This is a genomic window from Bacillus salipaludis (assembly GCF_004358205.1).
Map to the genome: position 1 here is coordinate 170873 of NZ_SMYO01000005.1, position 13028 is coordinate 183900.

Annotated in this window: 15 protein-coding genes and 2 other annotated features; of the genes, 12 read left to right on the top strand and 3 right to left on the bottom strand. The window is 40.7% G+C overall.

Annotated features, from left to right (window positions below):
• Positions 1-96 precede the first annotated feature (96 nt).
• Positions 97-229 (top strand) — a sequence feature (ribosomal protein L20 leader region).
• A 132-nt stretch (positions 230-361) separates the two neighbouring features.
• Genes infC through E2K98_RS11465 form a run of 4 tightly spaced genes read left to right on the top strand, consistent with a single transcriptional unit; the run spans position 362 to position 1829 of the window.
• Positions 362-880, top strand: a complete 519-nt coding sequence (gene infC / locus E2K98_RS11450; RefSeq protein WP_165976260.1) for a translation initiation factor IF-3 — start codon at positions 362-364, stop codon at positions 878-880.
• A 17-nt stretch (positions 881-897) separates the two neighbouring features.
• Complete coding sequence (rpmI, locus tag E2K98_RS11455; protein ID WP_026572234.1) at positions 898-1098, top strand: 50S ribosomal protein L35; 201 nt, start codon at positions 898-900, stop codon at positions 1096-1098.
• 35 nt (positions 1099-1133) lie between these two features.
• Positions 1134-1493: a 50S ribosomal protein L20 gene (rplT, locus tag E2K98_RS11460; protein ID WP_133334370.1), complete on the top strand. Its 360-nt coding sequence runs from the start codon at positions 1134-1136 to the stop codon at positions 1491-1493.
• Positions 1494-1553: 60 nt separating this feature from the next.
• On the top strand, positions 1554-1829 hold the full coding sequence (locus tag E2K98_RS11465) for a DUF1294 domain-containing protein (RefSeq protein ID WP_235824790.1): 276 nt from the start codon (positions 1554-1556) through the stop codon (positions 1827-1829).
• Here the strand turns inward: E2K98_RS11465 and E2K98_RS11470 are convergent.
• Positions 1826-2185 (bottom strand): sigma-w pathway protein ysdB, encoded by a 360-nt coding sequence (locus tag E2K98_RS11470; RefSeq protein ID WP_133334371.1) that lies wholly within the window; start codon positions 2183-2185, stop codon positions 1826-1828. The genes E2K98_RS11465 and E2K98_RS11470 overlap by 4 nt on opposite strands.
• 105 nt (positions 2186-2290) lie before the next feature.
• Here E2K98_RS11470 and E2K98_RS11475 point away from each other — a divergent pair, with 105 nt between their 5' ends.
• Positions 2291-2782 carry a dUTP diphosphatase gene (locus E2K98_RS11475; protein ID WP_133334372.1) on the top strand — a complete coding sequence of 164 codons (492 nt, stop codon included), beginning with the start codon at positions 2291-2293 and terminating at the stop codon, positions 2780-2782.
• Between the two features lie 119 nt (positions 2783-2901).
• Positions 2902-3987, top strand: a complete 1086-nt coding sequence (locus tag E2K98_RS11480) for a M42 family metallopeptidase (protein WP_133334373.1) — start codon at positions 2902-2904, stop codon at positions 3985-3987.
• Positions 3988-4325: 338 nt separating this feature from the next.
• Here the strand turns inward: E2K98_RS11480 and sspI are convergent, their stop codons facing one another.
• Complete coding sequence (sspI, locus tag E2K98_RS11485) at positions 4326-4535, bottom strand: small acid-soluble spore protein SspI (protein WP_133334374.1); 210 nt, start codon at positions 4533-4535, stop codon at positions 4326-4328.
• Positions 4536-4640: 105 nt separating this feature from the next.
• On the opposite strand from sspI, the gene E2K98_RS11490 reads away from it, so the two are divergent.
• The 3 genes from E2K98_RS11490 (at position 4641) to pheT (ending at position 9299) form a co-directional block, all read left to right on the top strand.
• Positions 4641-5396 (top strand): TrmH family RNA methyltransferase, encoded by a 756-nt coding sequence (locus E2K98_RS11490; protein WP_133334375.1) that lies wholly within the window; start codon positions 4641-4643, stop codon positions 5394-5396.
• 62 nt (positions 5397-5458) lie between these two features.
• Positions 5459-5703: a binding site (T-box leader), on the top strand.
• A gap of 95 nt (positions 5704-5798) precedes the next feature.
• A complete protein-coding gene (gene pheS / locus E2K98_RS11495) occupies positions 5799-6836 on the top strand; it encodes a phenylalanine--tRNA ligase subunit alpha (RefSeq protein ID WP_133334376.1) in 1038 nt (345 codons plus the stop codon).
• 48 nt (positions 6837-6884) lie between these two features.
• Positions 6885-9299 (top strand): phenylalanine--tRNA ligase subunit beta, encoded by a 2415-nt coding sequence (gene pheT / locus E2K98_RS11500; protein ID WP_133334377.1) that lies wholly within the window; start codon positions 6885-6887, stop codon positions 9297-9299.
• A 24-nt stretch (positions 9300-9323) separates the two neighbouring features.
• On the opposite strand, the gene rnhC is transcribed toward pheT, so the two are convergent.
• Complete coding sequence (gene rnhC, locus E2K98_RS11505; RefSeq protein ID WP_133334378.1) at positions 9324-10283, bottom strand: ribonuclease HIII; 960 nt, start codon at positions 10281-10283, stop codon at positions 9324-9326.
• 145 nt (positions 10284-10428) lie between these two features.
• On the opposite strand from rnhC, the gene zapA reads away from it, so the two are divergent.
• Genes zapA through polX form a run of 3 tightly spaced genes read left to right on the top strand, consistent with a single transcriptional unit; the run spans position 10429 to position 13025 of the window.
• Complete coding sequence (gene zapA / locus E2K98_RS11510; RefSeq protein WP_133334379.1) at positions 10429-10689, top strand: cell division protein ZapA; 261 nt, start codon at positions 10429-10431, stop codon at positions 10687-10689.
• Positions 10690-10696: 7 nt separating this feature from the next.
• On the top strand, positions 10697-11251 hold the full coding sequence (locus tag E2K98_RS11515; RefSeq protein ID WP_133334380.1) for a CvpA family protein: 555 nt from the start codon (positions 10697-10699) through the stop codon (positions 11249-11251).
• Between the two features lie 55 nt (positions 11252-11306).
• A complete protein-coding gene (polX, locus tag E2K98_RS11520; protein WP_133334381.1) occupies positions 11307-13025 on the top strand; it encodes a DNA polymerase/3'-5' exonuclease PolX in 1719 nt (572 codons plus the stop codon).
• The last annotated feature ends 3 nt before the right edge of the window (positions 13026-13028 follow it).

Genomic DNA, 13028 nt, shown 5'->3' on the forward strand with positions numbered 1-13028 from the left:
TCTTGCTAAAATAAATTTCGTTGCATGAACATAGTCTATTTGACATTACGTCTTTGCTTATGTTATAGTAATCAAGGTGAAAATAGAATACGATTTTAGGAAAAGAAGGAGCACCCGCTTCTCACCTGATTGACGCTTTTTAGCAGTTGGCAGGTTTTACGTGAACTTTTTGTTTTATTACTTATGTTTCGTAAAGTGTGGGTGGTTTCATCCGCACTTTTTTGTTTGGTTAAAAAAACAAAGCATTGCTTAAAAGTTTTAGTATCTGACGATTTGCTTAGTGTCATAAGTAACGAGGAGCCTTTTTAAGATCCTTCTTGACCTGGATGTTGTTTTCGTGATTAAACCTTGGAGGTGGCTAATTATTAGCAAAGACATGTTGTTAAATGAGGGAATTCGCGCTCGTGAGGTTCGCCTAATTGATCAAAATGGTGAGCAGTTAGGAATTAAATCCAAAAACGATGCGTTGGAGATTGCAGGACGAGTGAATCTTGATTTAGTGCTTGTAGCACCAACTGCAAAGCCTCCGGTAGCCCGAATTATGGACTATGGAAAATTTAAATTCGAGCAGCAAAAGAAAGACAAAGAAGCTCGTAAAAACCAAAAAATCATTACCACGAAGGAAGTTCGTCTAAGCCCGACAATTGATGAGCATGATTTTAATACAAAGCTTCGAAATGCCATTAAGTTTTTGGAAAAAGGCGACAAGGTAAAAGCTTCAATCCGATTCAAGGGCCGGGCAATTACCCATAAAGAAATCGGTCAGCGTGTGTTAGACCGTTTTTCCCAAGCGTGCAAAGAAGTTGCGACCATTGAGTCACATCCTAAAATGGACGGACGAAGCATGTTCCTAGTTCTAGCACCTAAAACAGACAAGTAATAAGGAGGAAGTTCCCAATGCCAAAAATGAAAACTCACCGCGGCGCTGCAAAGCGTTTCAAAAAGACTGGTTCTGGTCAATTAAAGCGTGACCACGCTTATACAAGTCACTTATTTGCTAACAAATCTACAAAAGCAAAGCGTAAGCTTCGCAAATCTTCACTTGTTTCAAAAGGCGATTTCAAACGCATTCGTCACTTATTAACTTACGTTAAATAATCTCGTATTTTCGATTTATATAGGAGGGAAATTACATGCCACGTGTAAAAGGCGGTACAGTTACGCGCAAGCGTCGTAAAAAGGTTCTTAAATTAGCAAAAGGTTATTTCGGTTCTAAACATACTTTATATAAAGTTGCAAACCAACAAGTAATGAAATCATTACAATATGCATTCCGTGATCGTCGTCAGAAAAAACGCGATTTCCGCAAACTTTGGATTACTCGTATCAATGCAGCAGCACGTATGAACGGTCTATCTTACAGCCGTTTAATGCACGGATTAAAGCTTGCTGGTATCGAAGTAAACCGCAAAATGCTTGCTGAATTAGCAGTAAGTGATATAAATGCATTCAATGAATTAGCAAACGTTGCAAAACAACAAATTAACAAGTAATTATATAAAAAGCCATTCTCTTCTTTGAGGATGGCTTTTTCTCATAAGGAGGAATCGTGAGTGGAGGGGAAAACAATCTTAATACTCGCTTATATTGTTATGAATTTCACGGGGTTAATCATTATGTGGGAAGATAAACAAAGAGCGATTCATCATAAATACAGAATTCAAGAAAAAACATTATGGCTTGTGGCATTGTTCGGCGGTGCAGTAGGAGCAACGATGGGAATGCAGCTTTATCGCCATAAAACGAAGCATGTTCAGTTTAAAATCGGTTTTCCGTTGCTAGCCGTTATAGAATTTATCCTAATGCTCTATTTATTTTTAAAATATTAAGTGTCTTTTAGGAATTCCTGAATCGGACTTTTCCAATGAATCTCGGCATATGGATATTTTTCACAGATCTTTTTTTCAATAAAAATAAAGTCTTCTTTAGCTAATCCACTTGGCTTATTTTGTGGCCAAATCGTAATGGAAATAGCGGTACTACCGTTATATTTTTCACCTGTAAACACAGCCCCTTTGTAGGTCAGCTGGAAGTTCCTTCTAACATCATCACTATCAAGAAGCAAAAAACGCTTTTGTTTCCGGGCAGATTTAAGCTTCCTAGAAGGGGTAAAAATGTTTTTGAGTATGACATAAAAAAAGAAAATAATAAAAATCAATAAAATGATGCGCAGAAACCAAACCATTGGTAATGCCTCCCAGAGAGAGTTTTCTTTCTATACGATAGCGTGGCAAAAAAGTTTCATTCGTTTTTGAGTTTGATATAATTCTCTAAGGGAGTGATCAAAAAGATGCAGCTTGAAAAATTGTTTGAAATGCAGAAAGCATTAGATTCTCATATTCAAGAAAAACATGGTTTGATGGCGGAAGATTTAGTAAATAGAAAGATTCTTGCATTGCTTGTTGAAATTGGGGAATTGGCAAATGAGACCCGCTGCTTTAAGTTCTGGAGCGTAAAACCTTCTTCTACAAAGGAGGTTATTTTAGAGGAATTTGTTGATGGTATTCATTTTATATTATCTCTTGGGATTGAATGCGACTTTCATGACCGTGAATTAGTAATGAGACGCACAGAAGCCTCGATGAACCTAACAGAACAATTTCTTGCGATTTACGAATTAGTTGGTAATTTTCAAAAGAATAGAGGTTTTAATGAGTATCAAGCATTATGGGAAGGGTACTTGCAATTGGCTTCACTTTTGGGATTATCTTCTGAGGAAATCGAACAGGCATATTTTGCAAAAAACGAAGTAAATTATCAAAGACAAGAAAATAATTATTAGAAGGAAAATTTGTTAATTTGTTAATCGATTTTGTATAATGAAAGTTGGTACATAAGAGGATGTTTTAGAAGTGTTAAGCTAGACATTCTCAAACAATCCAATCAAAAGGGGGCAGAAAAATGGCTAAACTAGATGAAACTTTAACAATGTTAAAAGATTTAACTGATGCCAAAGGGATTCCCGGTAATGAACGCGAAGTTCGCGAAGTCATGAAAAAATACATAGCTCCATATGCTGATGAAGTTATAACAGACGGACTTGGCAGTTTGATTGCCAAAAAGGTCGGTAAAGAAGGCGGTCCGAAGATTATGGTGGCCGGTCATCTTGATGAAGTCGGCTTTATGATTACCCAAATCGATGATAAAGGCTTTCTTCGCTTCCAAACTGTCGGCGGTTGGTGGGGGCAGGTCATGCTCGCTCAGCGCGTGACGATTGTTACGAAAAAAGGTGAAGTAACCGGTGTAATCGGTTCAAAGCCGCCGCATATTTTATCTGCTGAAGCGCGGAAAAAACCAGTTGAAATTAAAGATATGTTCATTGATATTGGTGCCTCAAGCCGTGAAGAGGCAATGGGCTGGGGCGTTTGTCCGGGGGATATGGTCGTTCCATATTTTGAATTTACGGTAATGAACAATGAAAAAATGCTGTTGGCTAAAGCTTGGGACAATCGAATCGGCTGCGCGATTGCAATTGATGTTCTAAAACAATTGCAGGGTGTGGACCATCCGAATGAGGTTTATGGTGTGGGCACCATTCAAGAAGAAGTTGGTTTACGTGGAGCGCGGACATCAGCTGCAAAAATTGAGCCGGATATCGGTTTTGGTGTTGATGTAGGAATTGCCGGCGATACTCCTGGAATTTCTGAGCAGGAAGCCATGAGCAAGATGGGGAAAGGACCGCAAATCATTTTATATGATGCATCGCTTGTTTCTCATAAGGGCTTACGTGATTTTATCACAGATGTTGCAGATGAATTAAATATTCCGTACCAGTATGATGCGATTCCAGGCGGTGGAACGGATGCAGGTTCGATTCATTTGACGCATAAGGGTGTTCCGACTTTAGCGATTACTATCGCTACGCGTTATATACACTCTCACGCGGCCATGCTTCATCGTGATGATTTTGAAAATGCGGTTAAATTAATTGTGGAAGTCATTAAGCGATTAGACCGCGAAACGGTTGATAAGATTACATTTGAATAAAGATATTTTCCCCCGGGGGCAGCGCCTCGGGGGATTTATTTTATAGTCTCTATTAAAATTAGTTGTTGATTTCCGCTCCAGGCACAAGGGGTTCGTGGGCGGTTGGGGGAGCCTCCTCGTCGCTTCGCTCCTGCGGGGTCTCCCCTGTCCCGTACTCCCACAGGACACTGAATTGCTTCCTTGAATCCGCCCAAGCACGAAGAAAATGCGTTAGCATTTTCGAGGAGTCTTCGTGCCTTCCGCTCCAATCAACGCTGTTCAAAAATCAACATTGTCCTTTAACACAGCCATTTTATAAAAAAACTGCCGATCTCAAAATCGGCAGCTAACTTCATCCATTATTGTTTTAAACCATTTTCAAGTGAAGACAGCATCTCTTTTTTCTCATCCTCGGAGGAATTTTTCCAAATTACTTCAAATAATACCCCAAGACCTGGGAGCATTTTTTCTTCGCCATTTTGGATGGCATCCACAATTGTATCCTCTAACTCAGCCTGTGAGTTCCCAGATACATTATGAATAATAGCATTTCTTAAGTTTAGGTTCATCCATACACACTCCTTTTTAGCCTTCGATTCTTTATTATCATTTCTAATTTTGGTTTAATTATGTATAATGAGGAAATTAAAAAGCATGTAAAAGGAGATTTACTGTTGAAACACATTCAATCTGTCCAAAATCCACTGGTGAAACAATGGAAAAAGCTGCAAACCAAAAAAGAACGTGATAAAACAGGATTGTTCATCGTAGAAGGATTTCACTTAGTAGAAGAGGCCCTAAAACAAAGAGAACAGGTTCTAGAAATTATTATTTCAGACAAAGCGGAGCTGCCGCCGCGCTGGGATACCGGATCAGTATCCATCACACTAGTAACAGAAGAAATTTCGAATACATTATCCGACACAGAAGCCCCGCAGGGAATTTATGCAATTTGCCGTCAAGAAGGCAGCGAAACTGCACTAAATAATGCGAAAACATTTCTATTCATTGATGCAGTTCAAGACCCGGGAAACTTGGGAACGATGATCCGTACAGCAGATGCTGCTGGAATTGAGGCTGTTATCGTCGGACACGGCAGCGTGGATATTTTTAACGCAAAAGTCCTAAGGTCCGCACAGGGCAGCCATTTTCATCTCCCAATTGTAAGGGGAGACCTAAATGAATGGATCCAAATACTGAAGGGAAAAAACATCCCGGTTTATGGTACTGCACTTGAAAATGCTTCTGTTTATACAGAAACTAAAACATCTGAATCCTTTGCTCTTGTCGTCGGTAATGAGGGAGCTGGCGTCAGTAAAGAGATCCTGTCCAATACAACCGCCAATCTCTATATCCCGATTTACGGCAAGAGCGAATCCTTAAATGTAGCCGTCGCAACTGGCATCCTTCTTTATTATTTGAAAAAATAGGCTTGATTAGGGTTTGAAACCGCAAGAAAATTATTATATAATAATGAACAATATTGATATTCTCAAAAACAATGACGGAGAAAAGTATCTTGTACAGAACCTTTTAGGGAGAAAGTGCCGTGACTGAAAGCACTTTTACGCGTTCACACAAGAGAAGTTCACCTCCAGAGTTGGCATCGGGACCATTTTCGAGCGAAAATGTAAAGATGCATCGGCGAAAAGCCGTTATCCGAATGAAGCGAACGCTAATGTTTTATACATACAGTGTTTACAAGGGTGGTACCGCGAACAAAACCTCGTCCCTTTTTGGGATGGGGTTTTTTTATTTTGTTGAATTCGACAGAATCCGACAGGTGCCTGTCGCCACCCGAAATTTGTCGAAATTAAAAGGAGGAAATTCTGATGCAAGAACGTTTAAAGGAGTTGCAGGAGGAAGCAATCGGAAAGATTGAGCAGTCTTCTAGTTTGAAGGAATTGAATGATATTCGTGTTGCGTATTTAGGGAAGAAGGGGCCGATTACGGAGGTGCTTCGCGGGATGGGTAAGCTTTCAGCGGAAGAGCGTCCGATTATGGGGGCACTTGCGAATGAGGTGCGTGAAGCCATTTCTGTAAAGCTTGAGGCAAAGCAAAAGGATTTAGAGGAAGCAGCGGTAATGGAGAAATTGGCATCGGAAACGATTGATGTTACGCTGCCTGGTCGTCCGGTCAAAGTGGGGAACCATCATCCATTAACAAGAATTATCGAAGAAATTGAAGATTTATTTATCGGTATGGGCTACCAGGTGGCAGAGGGTCCGGAGGTTGAGCAGGATTACTATAACTTTGAAGCGTTAAACCTGCCAAAAGGACATCCGGCTCGCGATATGCAGGACTCTTTTTATATCACAGAAGAAATCCTGCTTCGTACGCATACATCACCGGTTCAAGCAAGGACAATGGAAAAGAATGAAGGTAAAGGTCCGATTAAAATTATCTGTCCGGGTAAAGTGTACCGACGCGATAATGATGATGCGACACACTCCCATCAATTTATGCAGATTGAAGGACTTGTGGTTGGCGAAAACATCCGTATGAGTGATCTGAAAGGGACATTAGAGGTTTTTGCAAAGAAAATGTTTGGTGAAGACCGCGAAATCCGCCTTCGTCCTAGTTTTTTCCCATTTACAGAGCCATCTGTTGAAATGGATATTTCCTGTAAAATTTGTGGTGGTCATGGCTGCAGCGTATGTAAGCGAACAGGCTGGATTGAAATTTTAGGTGCCGGGATGGTTCATCCAAACGTATTGGAAATGGCCGGATATGATTCGAAAAAATACACAGGCTTCGCATTTGGAATGGGTCCAGAGCGGATTGCCATGTTAAAATACGGGATTGATGATATTCGTCATTTCTACACAAATGACGTTCGTTTCTTAAAGCAATTTTCAACGCATGAATAATAACAGGCCATCGGTCACTTAAGTAAATCAATAAGGAGGAGTAACGACATGTTCGTTTCATATAAATGGCTCCAGGATTATGTAGATTTATCCGGAGTAACGGCAGAAGAATTAGCTGAAAAAATTACAAAGAGCGGGATTGAAGTTGAGGGCGTTGAGGTTCTTAACGAAGGAATTAAGGGTGTCGTAGTTGGGTATGTTCAAGAACGTGAACAGCATCCAAATGCAGATAAACTTAGCAAATGTCTTGTTGATATTGGTGAAGAAGCACCCGTTCAAATTATTTGCGGCGCACCAAATGTCGCCCAAGGACAAAAGGTTGCAGTGGCCACGGTTGGTGCAGTGCTTCCAGGCAATTTTAAAATTAAAAAAGCAAAGCTTCGCGGCGAAGAATCAAATGGGATGATTTGCTCGTTAACGGAGCTTGGCATGGAAGGAAAAATTGTACCAAAAGAATATTCTGAGGGAATCTTTGTTTTTCCTGATGATGCTGAAGTCGGGACTGATGCGCTGGCATTATTAAACAGAGATGACCAAGTTCTTGAGCTTGGGTTGACACCTAATCGATCCGACTGCTTAAGCATGCTTGGTGTTGCCTATGAAGTGGCAGCAATCCTCGGGCGCGATGTAAAGCTTCCGGAAACAGTTCTTCAATCAACTAGTGAAAAAGCATCTGATTATGTAAAAGTGGTTGTTGAAGCAAAAGAGGATAATCCGCTATATGTTGCGAAAATGATTAAAAATGTAAAAATAGGCCCATCCCCATTGTGGATGCAAACACGCTTAATGTCAGCAGGAATTCGTCCACACAATAACGTCGTCGATATTACAAACTATATTTTATTAGAATACGGTCAGCCGCTTCATGCGTTTGACTACGACCGCTTAGGTTCTAAAGAAATCCTTGTCCGCCGAGCGAAAGATGGGGAAAAGATTGTAACACTTGATGATGCAGAACGCACCTTGACCTCTGACCATCTTGTCATCACAAATGGTTCAGAACCTGTAGCCATTGCCGGAGTAATGGGTGGTGCTAACTCTGAAGTAATTTCAGACACCACTACGGTTCTATTAGAAGCGGCTTATTTTAGTGGGGCAGCTGTCAGAAAAGCTTCAAAAGACCATGGATTACGAAGCGAAGCAAGTGCGCGTTTTGAAAAAGGGGTTGACCCGAATCGTGTTCGTGCTGCAGGAGACCGGGCAGCTTACCTAATGGTGAAATATGCCGGAGGTGAAGTGTTAGAAGGTACTGCAGAAGTGGATACCCTTACAGTTGAGCCTGCTATTGTATCAATTACACTTGAAAAAATTAACCGTGTCCTTGGAACAAATCTAACTGCAGCCGATGTTAAAGATATTTTTGACCGTCTGCAATTCGGTGTGACGATTGAAAATGATTTCGTTACGGTTTCGGCTCCGACCCGCCGTGGTGATATTAAAATTGAAGAAGACTTAATTGAAGAAGTAGCGCGTCTATATGGCTATGACAATATTCCAAAAACATTACCAATCGGTTCTTCCACTCCTGGAAAACTATCTGATTATCAGAAAAAACGCCGTATTGTCCGCCAATATTTAGAAGGTGTGGGACTTTATCAAGCGGTTACGTATTCCTTAACTAGTGAAGAAAAAGCGGCGCAATTCGCTCTTAATCAAGGTGAGTTCATCCGCTTGGCGATGCCGATGAGTGAAGAACGGAGCATTCTCCGCTTAAGTATTATGCCACAGCTGTTAGAGGTATTAAAATACAATAGTGCCCGTCAAAACGACAGCTTGGGGGTTTATGAAACGGGTGCTGTTTTCTTAGCTAATGGGACTGAAGTCCTTCCAACAGAGGAAGAACATGTAGCGGCTGCGATTACCGGCTTATGGCATAGCCATTCATGGCAAGGTGAGAAAAAGCCTGTTGATTTCTTTGTTTTAAAAGGGATTTTAGAAGGAATGTTTGCGAAACTAGGACTGCTTGATCAGGTGAATTTTGTCCAAGCGAGAGTAGATAGCATGCATCCGGGCCGTACAGCGGAAGTACAGCTGAATGACCAAAAAGTGGGCTTTATCGGGCAGGTACATCCAAAGGTGCAAAAAGAGCTTGACTTAAAAGACACTTATGTGTTCGAGCTTTCGTTGAAAGATATTCTTGGTGAGGAAACCGCTGCACTTCAATATGAAGCAATTCCTCGTTTCCCATCGATTACAAGAGATATAGCCCTTGTAGCCAATAAAGAAACAGTTTCCAACACCTTGAAGGAAATTATTTTAACAACAGGTGCTCCTTTAATTAAAGAAGCCCATGTGTTTGATTTATACGAAGGGGAGCATATGGAAGAAGGCAAAAAATCCATTGCGTTCTCATTAAAATATGCTGATCCAGAGCGGACTTTAACAGACGAAGAAGTCACAAAGGTTCATAATAAAGTGCTTGATGCATTAAAAGAAAAATCTGGGGCAGTATTACGAGGCTAGATAAAAGAGGGGCTGAATATCAATTCAGCCCCTCTTTTTCTTTACAAGATTCATCGCTTTTTCAGTGTTGGCAAAATGCAGTTTCACATACGCAGGCAAAACATCCTGCCCTTTTTTCAAAATCAGCTTGGCTGCCGCTTCATCTACCTGTGACCCTGCACCCTTAGGAATCGTAAAGCCTGCTGCAGCACTGAGTTTATCGATATACTGAACGAAGGCATAGCGCGCAAGGATGGAGGCAGCAGCAACTGCTAAATGGATCCCTTCTGCTTTCGTACTAAAATAAACATTCTCACGGGCAATCGCTTTCTGTCCCTTAAGATGTTGAAAATAAGTACTCTCCTGCACAAATTGGTCAATCAAAATGGCCTCCGGTTTTGCAGGAGAGATTTTTTCTAACACATGCAAAATCGCTTGATTATGTAGGATCGCCTTCATTTTCCCCTGTGACATTCCCGATTGCTGCAGCCTATTATACTTTTCATTTTTTAAAGTTAGCAGGCTGTAAGGAACAACATCCTTAATTACTTTAGCAATTGCAATAATTTTTTCATCATTTAAATCTTTTGAATCTCTGACACCCAATTCTTTTAATAGAGGGATATCCTCTTTTTTAACAAAAGCAGCGACGACTGTAATCGGGCCGAAAAAGTCCCCGGTACCGACTTCATCCGAACCAATGGCGGACATAAGTCCTATTCCCGTTGGCACATTGCCCTTAGCTGAACCAGTTTTCGCCGCAGTATTGCTTTTTCGAATAGGCGCAGAAGCTTTGGGAGTAGAATTCCCCCATTTGCTTGCCTCTCCTTCACAATTATTGCCTTGAAAAAGCACTTTGCCTGACTTATAGGCCGTAATCATACAAGCTGGGGTTTTGGCAGCAAAAATACTGCCAGGAGGCGTTTTATCGGTCAGAAAGGAATTATAATAGTTTTTCATTTTTGTGATTTCAGTTAGATCGCAATTTAAAACAACATTCCCCAAAATTTGCACCACATTTCTATAAAATTAGATTTGATTATGTGAAATTCCCAAGAGTTTTCCACATTTCTGTATGGTTTAACTTTTCCACGTATACCCGTTCGTGGTATGATAGAGAGTAGGATTCCTTTGAATGGAGGCATTTACGTTGTCAAACTCACAAAAATCAAGAACAACCGTTGATATTTACGGACAGCAATATGTCATTGTCGGAGATGAAAGTTCAAGCCATATCAGGCTTGTCGCCTCATTAGTTGACGATAAAATGCGGGAAATCAGCTCCAGGAATCCGTCGCTCGATGTAAGTAAATTAGCCGTACTAACAGCGGTAAATGCCGTTAATGATTATATTAAAATCAAAGATCAATTGGAGCGGCTGAAAGCTGAATTAATTAAGGAAAAGGACTGAAAAGTCAATGCTGGATTTAGCCATTATTATTTTATTAATTATCGGATTTTTTACAGGTCTTAGAAGGGGATTTATCCTTCAGCTTGTACATTTAACAGGTTTTATTATTGCATATATTGTGGCAAATTTATACTATGATGATTTGGCTTCAAGGTTAACATTGTGGATTCCTTATCCCAAATTAGGGGAAGACACTACCTTAAAGCTGTTAACGGGCAGCAGCAATATGGAAGTAGCCTTTTATCGGGCGATTGCCTTTGCCATCATCTTTTTTGCTGTAAAGGTACTGTGTCAAATCATTGGTTCCATGCTTGATTTTATTGCCCATTTGCCGGTCCTTAGATTTTTAAATGTTTGGGCAGGGGGATTCCTTGGATTTGCCGAAGTCTATTTACTTATTTTTATTTTATTATATATTGCAGCGCTTATTCCATTGGAAGTTTTACAGAATCCATTAGATCATTCTGTATTGGCCGGGATGATAGTAAAGCATACCCCAATCCTTTCGCAGCAAATTAAGAGTCTATGGATTGAATATTCAACTGCTTTAACTTCTCTGTAGCAGAGAAGTTTTTCTATTGATAAGGAAATGCTATTCTTTAAGGTGGGTGGAATTCATGGAAGTAAATAAAAAAGAAGTCATTCGTTTATTAGAAATCATTGCGGTCTATATGGAACTGAAAGGGGAAAATCCGTTTAAGGTTTCCGCTTTTCGAAAAGCCGCCAATGCTTTGGAGGCAGACGAACGCAGTTTATCAGAGATTGAAAACTTTACGGCGATTTCCGGTATTGGGAAAGGAACGGCCGCTGTCATTGATGAATACATAAAAGACGGTACATCCACTGTATTGGATGAGCTAAAAGAGGAAGTTCCAGCTGGATTAATTCCGTTATTGCAAATCCCTGGACTCGGAGGCAAGAAAATTTCAAAGCTATATCAGGAGCTGGGAATTGAGGATGTCAATGATTTAGAGGAAGCCTGTAAATCTGGCAAAGTGCAGGGGCTTGCTGGCTTTGGCAAGAAAACAGAAGAGAAAATTTTAGCGGCTATCGCGGGCTTAGGCAATCGGCCGGAGAGGCTGCCACTGGCCTATATGCTTCCAATTGCGGAGCAGATTGAGGCAATCTTGGCAAACACCCCGGATATTGAGCGCTTTTCAAGGGCAGGAAGTATCCGCAGAATGAGGGAAACGATTAAAGATTTGGATTTTATTATTGGGACGAACCATCCTGAAAGTGTAAAAGACTCCTTGCTGAAACTTCCAAAAATTAAAGAAGTCATTGGAGCTGGAGACACAAAGGTTTCCGTTGTATTTGGACTAGATTATGATGTTTCAGCTGATTTCCGACTGGTAAAACCGGAGGAATTTATTACGACCTTACATCACTTTACCGGTTCAAAGGACCACAATGTCCGCATGCGCCAGCTGGCTAAGGAACGCGGTGAGAAAATTAGTGAATATGGTGTTGAAAATCTTGAAACAGGTAAAATTTTGACTTTTTCCTCCGAGAAAGAATTTTTCAAACATTTCGATCTCCCGTTTATCCCGCCGGAAATCAGGGAAGATGGCAAAGAAGTCGGAGAATTCACAGCAAATGAGGAACTAATCGAGCTGAAGGATATAAAAGGGGATCTCCATATGCACTCAACATGGAGTGATGGGGCCCATACGATCGAAGAAATGGTCGAAGCCTGCCGTGCCAGAGGCTATAAATATATGGCAATTACCGATCATTCCCAGTATCTCAAGGTGGCCAATGGTCTTACTAGAGAGCGGCTTTTAAAACAAAGGGAAGAAATAAAAAAATTAAATGAAAAATATGATGATATTCTCATTCTATCTGGGGTGGAAATGGATATTCTTCCGGATGGAACATTAGACTATGAAGATGATTTACTCGCTGAGATGGATTTTGTGATTGCCTCAATCCATTCCGCTTTTTCCCAACCACGGGAGAAAATTATGGAACGGCTTAAAACAGCTTTAAATAATTCCAATGTCGATTTAATTGCCCATCCAACCGGCCGAAAAATCGGACGCCGTGCCGGCTACGATGTCGATTTGGACCTGCTCATTGAGCTCGCAAAAGAAACCAATACGGCCTTAGAATTAAATGCAAACCCAAACAGGCTTGATTTAGCGGCAGAATATTTAAGAAAAGCACAGGCAGCGGGTGTAAAGATTCTGATTAATACGGATGCACATAGAATGGATACATTAGCCCATATGGAAATTGGCGTTTCAGCTGCCAAAAAGGGTTGGATTAAAAAATCCACGGTGATAAATGCACTGGAAACGAATGATTTACTGGAATTTTTGCATAATCGATCATAAGAA